Origin of the sequence: Skermanella sp. TT6 (assembly GCF_016653635.2) — a bacterium.
Taxonomy (GTDB): Bacteria; Pseudomonadota; Alphaproteobacteria; order Azospirillales; family Azospirillaceae; genus Skermanella; species Skermanella cutis.
On sequence record NZ_CP067420.1, the window covers coordinates 2852415 to 2868075 of the forward strand.

16 protein-coding genes and 3 tRNA genes are annotated in these 15661 nt (G+C 67.5%); 8 read left to right on the forward strand and 11 right to left on the reverse strand.

Annotated features, from left to right (window positions below; genetic code table 11):
- Positions 1–122: 122 nt before the first annotated feature.
- The 6 genes from tig to IGS68_RS13480 all read right to left on the reverse strand — a co-directional run bounded on the left by tig (position 123) and on the right by IGS68_RS13480 (position 5376).
- Positions 123–1466, reverse strand: a complete 1344-nt coding sequence (gene tig, locus IGS68_RS13455; protein ID WP_201080753.1) for a trigger factor — start codon at positions 1464–1466, stop codon at positions 123–125.
- A 76-nt stretch (positions 1467–1542) separates the two neighbouring features.
- Positions 1543–1627: transfer RNA gene (locus IGS68_RS13460), tRNA-Leu, on the reverse strand.
- A 160-nt stretch (positions 1628–1787) separates the two neighbouring features.
- Complete coding sequence (locus tag IGS68_RS13465) at positions 1788–2018, reverse strand: hypothetical protein (RefSeq protein WP_201080754.1); 231 nt, start codon at positions 2016–2018, stop codon at positions 1788–1790.
- A 117-nt stretch (positions 2019–2135) separates the two neighbouring features.
- Positions 2136–3608: a malonyl-CoA decarboxylase gene (locus IGS68_RS13470; protein WP_201080756.1), complete on the reverse strand. Its 1473-nt coding sequence runs from the start codon at positions 3606–3608 to the stop codon at positions 2136–2138.
- A gap of 75 nt (positions 3609–3683) precedes the next feature.
- A complete protein-coding gene (locus IGS68_RS13475; protein WP_201080759.1) occupies positions 3684–5150 on the reverse strand; it encodes an NAD(P)H-hydrate dehydratase in 1467 nt (488 codons plus the stop codon).
- Between the two features lie 150 nt (positions 5151–5300).
- A tRNA-His gene (locus IGS68_RS13480) sits at positions 5301–5376 on the reverse strand.
- A gap of 282 nt (positions 5377–5658) precedes the next feature.
- Between IGS68_RS13480 and IGS68_RS13485 the strand changes: the two genes are divergently transcribed.
- From IGS68_RS13485 to IGS68_RS13505, 5 genes are all read left to right on the forward strand, one after another.
- Complete coding sequence (locus IGS68_RS13485) at positions 5659–6009, forward strand: P-II family nitrogen regulator (protein ID WP_201080761.1); 351 nt, start codon at positions 5659–5661, stop codon at positions 6007–6009.
- A gap of 322 nt (positions 6010–6331) precedes the next feature.
- On the forward strand, positions 6332–7741 hold the full coding sequence (gene glnA / locus IGS68_RS13490) for a type I glutamate--ammonia ligase (RefSeq protein ID WP_201080763.1): 1410 nt from the start codon (positions 6332–6334) through the stop codon (positions 7739–7741).
- A 513-nt stretch (positions 7742–8254) separates the two neighbouring features.
- Complete coding sequence (locus IGS68_RS13495) at positions 8255–8980, forward strand: ATP-binding cassette domain-containing protein (protein ID WP_201080765.1); 726 nt, start codon at positions 8255–8257, stop codon at positions 8978–8980.
- Positions 8974–9822 carry an ABC transporter substrate-binding protein gene (locus tag IGS68_RS13500; protein WP_201080767.1) on the forward strand — a complete coding sequence of 283 codons (849 nt, stop codon included), beginning with the start codon at positions 8974–8976 and terminating at the stop codon, positions 9820–9822. Before IGS68_RS13495 ends, IGS68_RS13500 begins: the two co-directional genes overlap by 7 nt.
- A 101-nt stretch (positions 9823–9923) precedes the next feature.
- Complete coding sequence (locus tag IGS68_RS13505; RefSeq protein WP_201080769.1) at positions 9924–10817, forward strand: helix-turn-helix transcriptional regulator; 894 nt, start codon at positions 9924–9926, stop codon at positions 10815–10817.
- A gap of 83 nt (positions 10818–10900) precedes the next feature.
- On the opposite strand, the gene IGS68_RS13510 is transcribed toward IGS68_RS13505, so the two are convergent.
- Positions 10901–10976: transfer RNA gene (locus IGS68_RS13510), tRNA-Asn, on the reverse strand.
- Positions 10977–11049: 73 nt separating this feature from the next.
- Positions 11050–11511, reverse strand: a complete 462-nt coding sequence (locus IGS68_RS13515; protein WP_201080771.1) for a YaiI/YqxD family protein — start codon at positions 11509–11511, stop codon at positions 11050–11052.
- 136 nt (positions 11512–11647) lie between these two features.
- On the opposite strand from IGS68_RS13515, the gene IGS68_RS13520 reads away from it, so the two are divergent.
- Positions 11648–11857, forward strand: coding sequence for a hypothetical protein (locus tag IGS68_RS13520; RefSeq protein ID WP_247881317.1), 210 nt, complete (start codon positions 11648–11650; stop codon positions 11855–11857).
- Positions 11858–11868: 11 nt separating this feature from the next.
- A complete protein-coding gene (locus tag IGS68_RS13525) occupies positions 11869–12249 on the forward strand; it encodes a hypothetical protein (protein WP_201080775.1) in 381 nt (126 codons plus the stop codon).
- Between the two features lie 24 nt (positions 12250–12273).
- Here IGS68_RS13525 and IGS68_RS13530 read toward each other — a convergent pair whose 3' ends face one another.
- From IGS68_RS13530 to IGS68_RS13540, 3 genes are read right to left on the reverse strand one after another with little or no spacing between them, the layout of a single operon-like run.
- Positions 12274–12768: a hypothetical protein gene (locus tag IGS68_RS13530; protein ID WP_201080777.1), complete on the reverse strand. Its 495-nt coding sequence runs from the start codon at positions 12766–12768 to the stop codon at positions 12274–12276.
- 59 nt (positions 12769–12827) lie between these two features.
- A complete protein-coding gene (locus IGS68_RS13535; RefSeq protein ID WP_201080779.1) occupies positions 12828–14024 on the reverse strand; it encodes an acyl-CoA dehydrogenase family protein in 1197 nt (398 codons plus the stop codon).
- A gap of 30 nt (positions 14025–14054) precedes the next feature.
- On the reverse strand, positions 14055–14819 hold the full coding sequence (locus tag IGS68_RS13540) for an SDR family NAD(P)-dependent oxidoreductase (protein WP_201080781.1): 765 nt from the start codon (positions 14817–14819) through the stop codon (positions 14055–14057).
- A gap of 173 nt (positions 14820–14992) precedes the next feature.
- On the opposite strand from IGS68_RS13540, the gene IGS68_RS13545 reads away from it, so the two are divergent.
- Positions 14993–15655, forward strand: a complete 663-nt coding sequence (locus IGS68_RS13545; protein ID WP_201080783.1) for a DsbA family oxidoreductase — start codon at positions 14993–14995, stop codon at positions 15653–15655.
- The last annotated feature ends 6 nt before the right edge of the window (positions 15656–15661 follow it).

Sequence of the window (15661 nt, forward strand, 5' to 3'; positions counted from 1 at the left end):
TGACGGCCCGCCGGCTGGTGCCGCCGGACCGTCCGTCCCATCGATCCCGTCCCGCGGGTCCGGTCGCCCGAACCCGATCGCACCGGACCCGATTCGCCGGGCGCGGTCCGCCGAGAGCCCGATCAGGCCGCGGCGGTATCCTCGGACTCGTCCGGATCGCGCACCAGTTCCTCGACCGAGACGGTCTTCTCGTTCACCTTAGCGAGTTCGAGGATGAAGTCGATGACCTTGTCCTCGAACAGCGGCGCGCGAAGGTTGTCGATCGCCCGCGGATTGCTGCGGAAGAACTCGAACACCTCGCGCTCCTGCCCCGGGTAGCGCTGGGCCTCGGTGATGAGGGCCCGGTTCAGCTCGTCCTGGGTCACCTGGATATTGTTGCGGCGGCCGACTTCGGAAAGGAGCAGGCCGAGCCGGACGCGGCGTTCCGCGATCCCCCGGTACTCCGCCTTCAGCTCGTCCTCGCTCTTCCCGGCCTCCTCGGCGTCGGGGCCGCCCCGCTTCAGCTCTTCCTGGAGCCGCTTCCAGATCGTCTCGAACTCGATCTCGACCATGCCGGCCGGAACCTCGAAGCTGTGGGTGTCCGCCAGCTTGTCGAGCAGGGTGCGCTTGACCTTGGACCGCGAGATGCCGGCGTAGTCCTGGCCGATGCGGTCCTTGATCATCTGCTTCAGGGCGGCCAGGTCGTCGGCGCCGAACTTCTTCGCGAACTCGTCGTCGATCACGGCCGGCGCGGGCTCCCGGATCTCCTTGACGTCCACCTCGAACACGGCTTCCTTGCCCTGGAGCTCGGCCGCGGCGTAGTTCTCGGGGAAGGTCACGGTCACGGTGCGGTGATCGCCCGGCTTCGAACCGACGAGCTGCTCCTCGAAGGTCCCGACGAAGCTGTTGGAGCCGAGCTCCAGCCGGTGATCCTTGGCGTCCATGCCCGGCTTCGCCTCGCCGTCGACGGTGCCGGCGAAGTCGATCACCAGGATGTCGCCGTTGCGGGCCGGACGCTCCTCGGTCACGGGCTGCGAATCGCGGCTGCTCTTGGACAGCCGCTCCAGCGTCTCGTCGACCTGCTTGTCGTCCACCTCGGCGACGACCCGCTCCAGCTCGATCGTGGAGAAATCCACCGGCTCGATGTCCGGCAGCAGTTCCACCGCCATGTCGTATTCCAGGTTCCCGCCTTCCGAGAACGAGGTCACCTGGATCTTCGGCTGGAGCGCCGGACGCAGGCCGCGCTCGTCGATCGCCTGCTGCGAGCTGTCATTGACCGCCGCTTCCAGGACTTCGCCCATGACCGACTGAGCATAGCGCTGCTTCACGATGGGCATCGGGACCTTGCCCGGGCGGAAGCCCGGTATCCGAAGCGTCTTGCCCAGCTCCTGGAGCCGGCTGTTGACCTTCGTCTCGATCTCCTGGGCGGGAATGACGACCTTGTATTCACGCTTGAGGCCGTCGGCGCTCGTCTCGGTAATCTGCATTGGACTGGAAGCCTGTTTCGTTGGCGACCGGTGCTCGCCGGTCGCGGCTTGAGAACCTCGGGTACGGCTGGCCTGATGGTGCGGGCGAAGGGACTCGAACCCCCACGACTTGCGTCACCGGAACCTAAATCCGGCGCGTCTACCAATTCCGCCACGCCCGCACAGGCAGCCCCGCGCAGGCGGAAATGGACACCCGCCCGCCGGGTTTGCCTCTATAGCACACCGATTTCGGGACAAACAGGCTAAGATTTCCGCACGAACGAAAGGGGCTCGAACCGGGGCGTGGCCGGCGCCGCGCCGCCCCGGACGCGCCGGCGGGGGTCAGGCGAGCACACGCTCGCTGAACAGTTCGGAAAAGGAGCTGAGGGCCAGGGTCCGCAACTCGTCCGCCGTATCGACGCGCTCGTAATGCACGCTGAAACGGACATGGGGAATTCCGACGCTGTCCTTGGAGACCGCCAGCACGCGCGCGGTCTCGACTATCTTGCCGGGCGTGGTCCGCCGGAAAACCGAACCTTCGATAACGTCTACCGGAGCCTTCCGCCGTCTCAAGAACATGGGTTCCGTCCCGCTCTAGCTTGGTTAATGTCAGCAGATCAAAGACTAGAGGCGCCCTCTTTATGAAGAGTTAAAGCAGCATGCAAAACATTTTAGACAATTTTATTGGCATTATCCGGTACTCTTGAGGTGCGCGCGGACATATGAGGAAACATTGATGTTCCCATCGCCCGTGTATGCTTCATGGTTGGACTCGATATCGGCCAGCTTGTAGCGGTAGTTGATCATCATGCCGGCGGATTGGCGAAGCCCGTTCTCCGACGTGTCGCCGAGCCAGTTGAGCCGCTCCATGCGGGCGCCGTTCGACAGGTGGAAATGGGCGACCGGGTCCCGGGCCCGCTTTCCAGCCTTGGCCTCTATCAGGTAGGTGGCGCACAACCGCATGAGGATCGGCTTCACCACCTTGACGATCGCTTCGTCGCGGTGCCATCCGGGACGGTCCAGCACCGCGGCAAGGCCGGCGGCCGTCTCCGGGGGCAGGATCCCGGCATCCGTGAAGAGGTCGGCGATCCGGGCCCGTTCCGACGTGGTCAGGATATCGCCGTCGTCGCTCGCCTCCGCAGCGGTCATTTCGCCATCGAGCCAGCGCCGGAAGCCGGGGATCGGCGACAGGGTCGCGAAATACTTCAGCTTGGGGAACTCGGCGGTCAGGCTGTCGACGACCCGCTTGATCAGGAAGTTGCCGAAGCTGATCCCAGCCAGCCCCTTCTGGGCGTTGGAGATCGAGTAGAAGATCGCGGTATCCGCCGCCTGAGGGTCCTGGACCGGCGCCGCCTCGTCCAGAAGCGTCTGGACATTGTCCGACATGCCGCTGACCAGCGCGACCTCGACGAAGATCAGCGGCTCGTCGGGCATCCGGGGGTGGAAGAAGGCGAAGCAGCGGCGGTCCGAGTCGAGACGGTCCTTCAGGTCCTGCCATCCCCGGATGGCGTGCACCGCCTCGTAGGCGATCAGCTTCTCCAGCAGCGCGGCCGGGCTGTCCCAGGTGATTCGCCGCAATTCCAGGAATCCGACGTCGAACCAGTTCTTCAGCAGCGTCTTGAGGTCGGCCTCCAGGGCGGCCATCAGCGGGTCGTCCGCCGCCCACTCCAGGAGCTGGGCACGCATGTCCACGAGGAACTTCACCCCCTCGGGCAGACCGTTGAACTGGGTCAGCAGCCGCATCCGTCCCGGCTCGAGGGCCTCGCGGAGCTTCCGCTCCGCCTTGCCGCGCAGCACGGGGTCCGGCGCCTTGTGGAAAGCGTCCACCGCCTGGTCGACCGTGGCCCGGTCCACGTCGAAGTCGCGCGACAGGATCGTCAGGAAATTCCGCCGCCCCGTCGAGTCGAGGCTCAGATAGGTACGCCCCAGTTCGGCCGCCCGGGCGCGCGCCGAGACCTCCCCGCCCCGCCCCGCCAGGCAGGCCTGCATCTGGACGCGGAGCCGGTCCGCATCCTCGCGCGGCAGGTGGGGACGCGGCATCGCGCCGACCGCCTCGCGCGAGAAGGCCGCGATGTCGCGCCAGGCGGAGCGCAGGTTCTCAAGGGTACGGTCGAACAGCGAGGGGGACGGCTGCTCTTCGAGGGGTGCCGGGAGCTGGGTCATGTCCGCGATCTTGGTGGAATCGCGGCCGGCCGATCAAGGGCAAAGCCGCCGCCGCGGCCATCCTTCACGGAAGCTTCACGAGTCCCCGCGCAGGCGCCGCAGCACCGCGGGGAGCGCCTCAGAAAGATCCTCCGCGATCAGTCCGGGACCGACGGCACGGGCCGCCTCCCCGTGCAGCCAGGCCGCCGCGGCGCCCGCGGCGAAGGCCGGCATACCCTGCGCCATCAGGCCGACGGCCAGCCCGGCCAGCACGTCACCGGCCCCGGCCGTCGCCAGCTCGGGCGGCGCGTTGACGTTGATCACGGCCCGGTCGTCGGGCGCGGAGATCACGGTATCGGCGCCCTTCAGCAGCACCACGGCACCCGCCCGGGCCGCCGCCCGCCGAGCCTGCGACAGTTTGTCTCCCTCGATCCCGAACAGGCGCTTGAACTCCCCGGCATGGGGCGTCAGCAGGCAGCGGTCGCTGAGGGCGCGGTACAGGTCGGTCGAATGGTCTGCGAAGGCGGTCAGGCCGTCCGCGTCGACAACCATCGCCTTGCCGGCCCGGAGCGCGCCCAGCACATGGCCGCAGGTCGCCGGCCCGGTTCCCGCTCCCGGTCCGATCAGCACGGCGTTGCGGCGCGGATCGGCCATCAGGTCATCGAAACTCCCCGAGTCGTCGAGCGGCGACACGATGGTGCCGGGGTCGGATGCGGCATAGATCGGGAAGGCCGGCGGATCGCAGGCGATGCTGACCAGTCCCGCGCCGACTCGCCGCGCCGCCCGGGCAGCCAGGCGGGCGGCACCGGTCATCCGGGTGCCCCCGAACACAACGGCGTGGCCCCGGTCGAACTTGTGGCCGTCGAGCCTCGGCCAGGGAAATCCCGAAAGCCAGGATGCCGGCCCGTTCTCGGCGAGCCTCGGCGCGATCCGGTCCAGCACCCGGTCGGGAATTCCGATGTCGGCCACCACCAGGTCGCCGCACAGGACGCGACCGGGCAACAGCAGATGCCCGGGCTTCTTCCGGAAAAAGGTGACCGTCACGGAAGCCGGCGCCGCGGCGCCGAGCACGGCGCCCGTATCGCCGTGGACGCCGCTGGGGACGTCCACCGCCACCGTCGGAATGGCGCGGGCGGCGAGGTCCTCGACCATGGCCCGCGCCATGCCCTCCAGCGGCTTGGACAGGCCGGCCCCGAACAGGGCGTCCACCGCGACATCGGCCCCGTCGAGCAATTCTGGCGCGAGGGGCGCCACCGTCCCGTTCCAGCGGCCCGCCATGACGGCGGCGTCGCCCCGCAGCGCCTCGCGGCTGCCGAGCAGCCCGACCCGCACCGACCATCCCTGCCCCGCAAGCAGGCGGGCGACCACGAAACCGTCGCCGCCGTTGTTGCCGGGCCCGCAGAGCACGGCCACGGTGCCGGGCGGCCGGCGGGCCGCGACGGCCCGGGCGACGGCGGCCCCGGCCGCCTCCATCAGGGTTTCGCCGGAGACGCCGCCCTCGATCGTGAGCGCGTCCGCACGATACATCTCGGCGACCGTCAGCAAAGCGTTCTGTGCTGCCATCGGAGAACTCCCGGTTCGAACTCGGCCATGTCGGCCGGCCGCATGCCGGCAGAACGGCGTGGGGCGCAGCATAACAGCCCGCACTCCCCAAGGGGGGCCGCAGGATGCGCCGACTTCGCCTGGACCTGAAGTGAATTTCCCGGGACGGGATGGGGCGACGGATGGGACTCGAACCCACGACCACTCGGACCACAACCGAGGGCTCTACCAACTGAGCTACCGCCGCCACCGTTGGGGCCGTGTCTATGCCAAATCGCCGGAGCCCCGTCAAGGGACGAAATCGACCTCCGGCGGCCGAAGCGCCACGCGGCGGCGTGACATGTCAAGCTGCACACTGTTTAGGCAATATGCACACCGGTTCATCAGATCCGTGCCGGCTGCGGCGGCAGGCGCTGCTGCGGAAAGGCCGTCCCGCGTGTTCCGGCAAGGCAATCGGGCGTTGGCATGCCCCGTGCTTTACGGGATGATGAGCACCGCTCGGTGGCGCGCCGCCATCCACGGGGAGTCGTTGATCAGCATCATGAAAAAAATCGAAGCCATCATTAAGCCGTTCAAGCTCGACGAAGTGAAGGAAGCCCTTCACGAGGTCGGCATCAAGGGCATTACCGTCACCGAGGCCAAGGGCTTCGGGCGGCAGAAGGGTCATACGGAATTGTACCGTGGCGCGGAATACGTCGTGGACTTCCTGCCGAAGGTGAAGATCGAGGTGGTGATGGACGACAGTCTGGTCGACCGCGCCATCGAGGCCATCCAGACGGCTGCCCACACCGGCCGCATCGGCGACGGCAAGATCTTCGTGACTCCGGTCGAGGAAGTCGTCCGGATTCGAACCGGCGAGAAGGGAAGCGACGCCGTCTGACGCGCATCGACCGTCCCCGACCGCTCCACCCCATTCGGACGGCCCACGGCGATTCGCGCGCAGCGCGGAAAGCCGCCGCGGCCGATCCCGGATAAGACCTTGGCGCCGGCCGATCCCGGCCGCGCGTCCGGCTCCATCGACATCGCGGGCAAAGCCGGCCGGACAGCCACGTCGCCGCAATTCCGCTGACGGATAAGCTGTGGATTGTGCGTCCGGAAAGGTCGTGACATAACAACGCCCGCGCGCGTCACCAAAATCGGTTTCTCCCCGTCCTCCTCGGCGGGAGCGAGCCAGCGTCAACCATAGAAACGGATCCCGAGGCATGTCTGACATCAGCAAGGTCTTCGACCTGATCAAGGAACACGACGTCAAGTACGTCGACCTTCGCTTCACCGACCCGCGCGGCAAGCTGCAGCACACCGCGCAGCACGTCTCCACGATGAACGAAGAAGCCTTCACCGACGGCATCATGTTCGACGGTTCATCGATAGCGGGCTGGAAGGCGATCAACGAGTCCGACATGACCCTGATGCCGGACGCGGCGACCGCGGTGATGGACCCGTTCGCGGCCCAGCCGATGCTGAACATCTTCTGCGACGTGTACGAGCCCTCCAGCGGCCAGCCCTACAACCGCGACCCGCGCTCGATCGCCAAGGCGGCCCAGGCGCACATGGAAGCGGCCGGCATCGGCGACACCGCCTATTTCGGTCCGGAAGCCGAGTTCTTCGTGTTCGACGACGTCCGCTACGAAGTCTCGATGAACCAGTGCTTCTACAAGATCGACAGCGAGGAAGGCCCGTACATCACCGGCAAGGAACTCCCCGAGGGCAACCTGGGCCACCGCCCGGCCGTCAAGGGCGGCTACTTCCCGGTTCCGCCGATCGACTCGGGGCAGGACCTGCGCGCCGAGATGCTGACCGTCCTGGGCGAGATGGGCGTCGAGATCGAGAAGCACCACCACGAGGTGGCCGCTTCCCAGCACGAGCTCGGCATCAAGTTCGACACGCTGGTCAAGACCGCCGACAACATGCAGCAGTTCAAGTATGTCGTGCATAACGTCGCCGCGGCCTACGGCAAGACCGCGACGTTCATGCCGAAGCCGGTCTACGGCGACAACGGCTCGGGCATGCACTGCCACCAGTCGATCTGGAAGGATGGCCAGCCGATCTTCGCCGGCTCGGGCTACGCCGACCTGTCCGACCTAGCGCTGTACTACATCGGCGGCATCATCAAGCACGCCCGCGCGCTGAACGCCTTCACCAACCCGTCGACCAACAGCTACAAGCGTCTGGTTCCGGGCTACGAGGCTCCGGTGCTGCTGGCCTACTCGGCCCGCAACCGCTCGGCGTCCTGCCGCATCCCCTACGTCGCGAGCCCGAAGGGCAAGCGCGTCGAGGTCCGGTTCCCCGATCCGTCGGCCAACCCGTACCTGGCCTTCGCCGCCATGCTGATGGCCGGTCTGGACGGTATCCAGAACAAGATCCATCCCGGCGACGCGATGGACAAGAACCTGTACGACCTGCCTCCGGAAGAGCTGGCCTCGGTCCCGACCGTGTGCGGTTCGCTCCGTCAGGCGCTCGACAGCCTGGAAGCCGACCACGAGTTCCTGACCAAGGGCGACGTCTTCGCCCCGGACATGATCGCGGCCTATATCGAGCTGAAGCGCGAAGAGCAGATGGCCTTCGAGACCTCGCCGCACCCGATCGAGTACAAGATGTACTACTCGGTCTGATCGGCCCGGTCCGAAGCTCAGCTACCGACCGAAAGGCGGGGCAGCGGTTCATCCGCTGCCCCGCTCTTTTTTTGCCGGTATGGAGCCGGTAGACCCTTAGGGTTGTACCCGATCAGGTCGCTCCGTCCGAGACAGCCGATCCGACGCGTTGCGCCATGGGCGCAACCTACGATCTTCGGCCCGCATCACCTCCGCCCTGCATCGAGCCGTAGGTTGCGCCCATGGCGCAACACAGTGAGGCGGGTGGAACGGCAGGCTGCGTGAAACGAAGCGGTCCAACCTGATCGGGGACTCCTCTCGGTACACGGCCTGCTTAAAGAATCGGCATCCAACCCGCTGTTCGACCGTCCCGCGTTCCAGATGATTGCCGGCCTGAATGGTATTCTCCACAGAGCGCAGCCATCCGCAGGCTTGCGCTTTCCCGGTAAATCCTGCAGGTTTATGCATGTTCTTGCATAGTGCGGCGAAAGTTCGGGGACGGCCGCCCTCCACCCGCCGATCCCGGGAAGTCCCATGCGTGATCTACCGACCAGCCTGCCGCTTCGCCTGAAGGGCGTCCGTTATGCGGTCGGGGGAACGACGCTGATCCCCGGGCTGGACCTGGTGCTGGACGGGCGCGGTCCCACCGCGGTGCTCGGTCCCAACGGTGCCGGCAAGAGCCTGACGTTGCGCCTCTGCCACGGCCTGATTCGCCCGACCGCCGGCACCGTGGATTGGCTCGGTCCCGGCGCGGCGCCCGGGCGCAGGCGGGACGCCATGGTGTTCCAGCGGCCGGTGATGCTGCGCCGGTCGGCATTCGGGAACCTCGTCCACGCGCTTGCCCTCTCGGGACTCGGGTACAAGGCCCGCCGCGAAGCCGCCCGCGCGGCACTCGACCGCTTCGGATTGGGCGCGCTGGCGGACCGGCCGGCTCGCGTCCTGTCGGGCGGCGAGCAGCAGCGACTCGCCTTGGCGCGCGCCTGGGCGCTGAAGCCCGAGGTGCTGTTCCTCGACGAGCCGACCGCCAACCTCGACCCCACGGCGACCCGGGCCGTCGAATCCATGATCGGGGAATTCGTGCGCGACGGCATCAAGATCGTCATGACCACCCACGACCTCGGGCAGGCGCGCCGCATCGCGCAGGAAATCATCTTCCTCGACCGCGGCCGGCTGATCGAGCAGACGTCGGCCCCGGCCTTCTTCGACCAACCGCGGACCCGGGAAGCCGCAGCCTTCCTGAGAGGAGACCTCCTATGCTGACCATCCTGACGCGGCGGCGCCTGTTCGGCGCCCTTCTGGCCGCCGGCCTGTGGACGGCCTCGGCTCTCCCCGCCGCGGCGCAGGACCGCTTCATCACGGTCGCATCCACCACCTCGACCGAGCAGTCCGGCCTGTTCGCCCGTATCCTGCCGCTCTTCAAGGGCCAGACCGGCATCGACGTCCGAGTCGTGGCCCAGGGAACCGGCCAGGCGCTGGAGACGGGCCGCAGGGGCGACGCGGACGTTCTCTTCGTGCATGACACGAAGGCCGAGGAGAAGTTCGTCGCCGACGGCTTCGCCAGGAAGCGTCATGATGTGATGTACAACGATTTCGTGGTCGTCGGTCCCGCGTCCGACCCGGCCGGAATCAAGGGAACGAAGGACGTCTCGTCGGCCCTGAAGAAGATCGCGGCCGCGGAGGTCCCGTTCGCCTCGCGCGGTGACGATAGCGGGACCCACAAGGCCGAACAGCGGCTTTGGCAGGCGGCCGGGGTGGATACCGCCTCGGCATCGACCGGCTGGTATCGGTCGACGGGATCGGGCATGGGGCCGACGTTGAACACCAGCGCCGCCATGGACGCCTATACCCTGGCCGACCGCGGAACCTGGCTGAGTTTCAAGAACCGGGGGAACCTGACCATCCTGCTCGAAGGGGACAAGCGCCTGTTCAACCAGTACGGCGTCATGCTGGTCAATCCGGAGAAGCATCCGCATGTGAAGGTCGAGGACGGCGCGAGCTTCGTCGATTGGCTCGTTTCGGCCGAGGGGCAGGACGCCATAACCGGCCATAGGATCGACGGCGAGCAGCTTTTCTTTCCCAATGCCGACAAGGCGGGAAGCTGACGGCGATGGGACGCTCCTGGCATTGGCCGGTGCGGCGGATATAGTGGCGAACGGCGCGACCGCGTCCAAGACCGCTGGCCCGATGCAGAAGAGGTCCGGGAATGTCCGACCTGATGAACACCCAGGAAGTGGCTGCCTATCTCCGGATCAAGGAACGCAAGATCTATGATTTGGTCCGGCAGGCCGCCATCCCCTGCACCCGCGTCGGCGGCAAGTGGCTTTTCCCCAAGGCCCAGATCGACCAGTGGCTGAAGCTGGCCGAGCCGTCCGCCGCCGAACGCCACGCCCCCGCAGCCACGGCCGCCCCCCGCGTGATCGCCGGAAGCCATGATCCTTTCCTCGAATGGTGCGTCTCGACGTCGGGCTGCGGGCTGGCCCTGCTGACCGGGGGGAGCCTGGATGGTCTGGAAAGGCTGGCGGGCGGTCAGGCCGCCGCCTGCGGCATCCATATCCTCTCGCCGGACGGCGGCGGCTACAATGTGCCCGCGATCCGGAGCGAACTCGGCGACCTCGATGTGGTGGCGATCGAGTGGGCATGGCGGGAGCAAGGCCTTGTGCTCGCCTCCGGCAATCCGCTCGGCCTGTCCCGCATCGAGGATCTCGCGACGAAGGGGCCGCGCATCGCGGCGCGCCCCCCGGCCTCCGGCGCCCGCGTCCTGATGGATCATCTGCTGGAAAGCGCCGGCATCGGCTGGAGCGACCTCGCGGTCGCCGAACATCCCGCACGCAGCGAACTGGAAGTCGGTCTCGCGATCCTCGACGGCCGTGCCGACACCGGCGTGGCGGTCCGTGCCGTGGCACGGCAACTCCGTCTGGATTTCGTGCCGCTTCATCGCGAACGTTACGACCTCGTGATGCGCCGCCGGGATTATTTCGAACCCGAAATGCAGGCGTTGCTTGCCTTCGCCCGGACGGAGGAGGCGATCGCCAAGTCCCGGGACCTTCTGGGCTACGATATCTCGACCTTCGGCAAGGTCTGGTACAACGCTCCTTGACGGAGCTTCCTATTTCGACGGCTGGAAACGAAACAACGCCGCAGCGGATGCTGCGGCGTTGCGGAAGGAAGACCTTCTTGATTTGGCTCCCGGTGCTGGACTCGAACCAGCGACAGGCGGATTAACAGTCCACTGCTCTACCAACTGAGCTAACCGGGATCAGTGAGATGGTTTCTAGCAGCGGGATTTCGCGTCCGCAAGGGGAAATTCACGGAAAAACGACCGCTCGGTTTCATCTGATCCCGGCGCTTCTCCGGATCGCCTGGATGTCCTGGTCGAGCTGCTGGAGGAAGCGCGAGCGGTCCTGCTTTCCGAGCGGCGCCGGCCCGCCGGTGATCAGCCCGCTCTCGCGGAGATGCTGGCTCAGCTCGCGTCCGGCCAGCGCCTGCCCGATGGTGGCGTCGGTGAAGGGCTTGCCGGTCGAACCGATCACCCGGGCGCCGTTCTTCAGGCAGCGGGACGCCAGCGGGATGTCCGCGGTGACGACGATGTCGCCCTCGCCGCAATTCTCGGCGATCCAGTCGTCCGCGGCATCGAAGGAGCCGCTGACGACCACCAGCCTGATCCGCTCGTCGAACGGGACCCGGAAAGGGCTGTTCGCCACCAGCGTGACCTTGAGCCGGTACCGTTCGGCAACCCGATAGACCTCGTCCTTCACCGGACAGGCATCGGCATCGACATAGATGTGGAGCAACGTCCCGACCCTTCTTTTCGAATGCTTAACCGGCCCCGTTCTATCACATGGTATGCGATACGCGACGGGAAGACGGTCGGGCCGGTTGCCGGTCCTGGGTTTTGCGACGGTCCTTGCCGGGGCCGCGGCGATGCTCTTGTCCGCCCTCCCCGCCCGGGCGAGCCAGGCCGAGGCGCGCTCCGTGGCGCTTGCCGCCAACTGCAAGCCGGGCAAGATCGAGCCGTTGCGACAGATCGTCGGCGGAGCGGGAGAAACGGTTTACAAGGTGTCCTGCACCGGCGGGAAGTCCAAGGACGCCTTCGTCCTCGTCCAATGCCGGGTACACCAATGCGTCCTGCTGCGATGAGGGGATACCGCATGACCGACGCAGTTCCGCGTGTCGCGGCACTTCTCGCCGTCGGCGTGCTCGCCGGCTGCTCCCTTCTCGAAGGCCCGGTCGGCGTGGCCACCACCGGCGCTTCCGCCGTCCTGCTGGTGAATACCGGCAAGACGATCACCGACCATGCCGCGTCCTACGTCATGGACGAGGATTGCAGCCTGGTGAACTACGAGCGGACCCGCCATTACTGCCGCCCCTATCCCGAGGTGGTCACCCGGGTCGAGCCCGAACTCTACTGCTACCGGACCCTCGCCCAGGTCGAGTGCCATACCAGGCCGGAGCCTTACGGCAACAAGGAAACCCTGGTAGGGATCAGTCCCGCCTGGCCCCGCAAGGCGGAGCAGAAGCCCGAAAAATAATCGGATCAGGCCAGGGCGGATGCCTCAGGTCTGGTGCTTGCGCGCGTAGAGCGCGGCCAGCGCCCGCATGGTCTGCTGGTGCTTGGCGCCGGCCTTGGTCGGCGGAACCGGGTTGGTCGTCCCCAGCTTCAGCGCGCCGGCCGACCGGGGAGGCGTCGCGGCGGCCGGGCGCGGCGGCATGCCCTGCCCCATCATGGACAAGGCCTTGTCCAGCGCTTCCGGCGACAGCTGGCGCGGCGGCGACGGCCGGCCGGCAGGCTTCTGGAGCAGGGGCTTCGGGACCGCGGGACTCTGGACCGTCGGCGCCGGCGCGGACACGGCCGTCGCGCCGGAACCCGGCCGCGTGACCCGCTCGACCGTTCCGGTCACGATTCCCTTCAGGTACGGCGTGACCAGCCCGCGCAGCAGCCGGTCGTCGGCCTGGGCCCAGCCCAGGAGGATGTCCTGGGCGCGGGCGCGGCTACCCTGCGAGGCGACCAGGGCCTCCCGGATCTTGGCATTGGTGTAGCTGTCGGACATGGCTCGCCACCGGAACGGAACTCCCAGCGCCAGTCTTTCGCGACGCGGTTAACAAAGCGTCACCGCCACCCCCAGAAATCCAGGCCTTCGTCCATGTAGAACCGGCTGAGCACCATCTTGTGGACCTCCGACGCCCCGTCCACCAGCCGGGCCTGCCGGGCATAGCGGTACATCCACTCCAGCGGCGTGTCCTTGGAATAGCCCCTCGCCCCGCACAGCTGGATCGCCGTGTCCACCGCCTTGTGCAGGGTTTCGCTGACCTGGATCTTCGCCATGGAAACCTCCTTCCGGGCGAAATCGCCCTGGTCGAGCTTCCACGCCGCCCGCATGGTCAGGAGACGCCCGACCTCGATCGCCATGGCCGCCTCGCCCATCAGCCACTGCACGCCCTCGTGCTGGTGCAGCTTGGAGCCGAAGCTGTCGCGCTCCCGGACATAGGCCGCGGCGATCTCGGTCGCGCGCTTCGCCATGCCGAGCCATCGCATGCAGTGGGTCAGGCGCGCGGTGCCGAGGCGGATCTGGGTCAGCTTCAACCCGTCGCCGATGTTCATCAACACGTTCTCGGGCGCGATCTCCAGCCCGTCGAAGCGCAGCTCGCAATGGCCGCCATGCTCCTCCGGTCCCATGATCGGGATGCGGCGGACGATCTCCCAGCCGGGCTGGTCGGCATCGAACAGGAAGGCGCTGAGCCCCTTCCGGGAGTCGTCGGAGGTCCGCGCGATCAGGATGAAGTGCCGGGCGACCCCGGCCCCCGTGATGTACCATTTGTGGCCGTTGACGACCCAGCGGTCGCCCCGCCATTCGGCCCGCGTCCTCATCGCCGAAGGATCGGAGCCGGCGCCAGGCATGGGCTCGGTCATCGCGAAGGCGGAACGGACCTTGCCGTCGACGATCGGCTGCAGCCAGCGCTCCTTCTGGGCCTCGGTCGCGACCTTCTCCAGCACGATCATGTTGCCGTCGTCGGGAGCGGCGGCGTTGAACGCGACCGGGCCGAAGATCGACCGGCCCATCTCCTCGTACAGGGCCGCCATGCCGACGACGCCGAGCCCCACGCCGCCCCGCGACTTGGGCATCTGCGGCGCCCACAGCCCGGCCTCCTTCGCCTGGGCGCGGAGGCTGGCCAGGGGAGCGTCGGCGATGTTCTCGTGCTCGTCGTAGTTCGCCGGATCGGTCTCGATCGGCAGGATGCGCCGGGCGACGAAGTCGCGGACGCGGAGCCGGTAATCCTCGACTTCGGGTGAAAGCGTGAAATCCATGGAGGTTCACCAGAACAGTTGCTGAATTTCCTAGAGCGACCCGACCAGATGGCCGCCATCGACCGCCAGCACGCTGCCGGTCATGTAACGGCTGCCGTCGGACGCCAGCAGCAGCAGCGGCCCGTCCAGGTCCGCCGCCTGGCCCAGCCGCCGCTGCGGGATCCGCCGGATCAGGGCCTTGCCCGCATCGGTACCGAAGAACTCGCGGTTGATGTCGGTCTCGATATAGCCGGGCGCCAGCGCGTTGACGCGGATCTGATAGCGAGCCAGCTCCAGGGCCAGCTGCTTGGTCAACTGGACGAGCGCCGCCTTGGAGGTCGCGTAGGCGGTGACCTGCCCGCCCTGGCGCAGCCCGAGGATCGACGCGATGTTGATGATGCTGCCGCCATGCCCGAGCCGCACCATGTGCCGCGCCACCTCGGTCGCGACCAGCCAGGCGCCCTTCAGGTTGGTGTCGAGCACCCGGTCCCAGGACGCCTCGTCCTGGTCGAGCGCCGCCACCGTCTCGGTCACGCCGGAATTGTTGACCAGCACGGTGATCGGCCCCAGCTCGGTCTCGGCCGCCTCGACGGCGGCGCGCACCGACGCCGCGTCGGTGACGTCCAGCGGCACGGCGATCGCCCGCCCGTCGAAACCCTCGATTTCCTGGGCGACGGCCTTCAAGGCGTCCGGACGCCGCGCCGCCAGGGCCACCTTGGCGCCGGCCCGGGCCAGCGTGATCGCGAAATGCCGCCCAAGCCCGCCGGACGCGCCGGTGACGAAGGCTATATGGCCGGAAAGGTCTGTCGTGCTCATGGTTCCTGCTGCCGATTTCTTTTCAAATGCCGCCGGTGCCGGGAGCACGGCCGGGCATTTCGTTTGTTCTACTGGCGGAGGCTCCCTCGGTCCCCAGGCGGATGGTTGGACCTGAACTCCGAAAGGTCAAGCACCCTCGCAATCGGAACGCTCAAGAGACTATAATCAGCGCCATGATAGTGGAGATATATTCCGACCTGATCTGTCCGTGGTGCTACATCGGCAAGCGCCGGCTGGAACTCGCGCTCGCCGAGCGGCCCAGGCTGCCGCTGGAACGCCGCTGGCAGCCCTACGAGCTCAACCCGGACATGGCGCCGGCCGGGATCGACCGCGTGGCCTACCTCGCCGCGAAGTTCGGCGGCATCGAGCGGGCCCGGCAGGTCTACGGCGTGATCGAGGAGACCGCGGCCAAGGACGGCATCCCGATCCGGCTGGACCGCATCCGGCGGACGCCCAACACGCTCGCCGCGCACCGGCTGGTCCGGCTGGCCGGCCGGTCGGGGCTGGCCGACGTCATGACCGACCTCCTGTTCGACGCCTACTTCATCGAGAGCCTGGACATCGGCGACCGCGACGTCCTGCTGTCCAAGGCGGCGCAGGCCGGCCTCGACCCGGACCTGACCCGCGATTACCTCGCCAGCAACCTGGACGTGGCGGCGATCAGGGCGACGGAATCGGTCGCCCGGCAACTGGGCATACAGGCCGTGCCCTGCTTCATCTTCAACCGGCGCTATGCGCTCGCCGGCGCCCAGGAGCCGACCGCCTTCATGCCGCTGCTCGACCTCGCGGCGGAGGAGGTCGAGCCGGTGGCCCAGCAGGTCACCCCCCGCGCATAGGCGCGC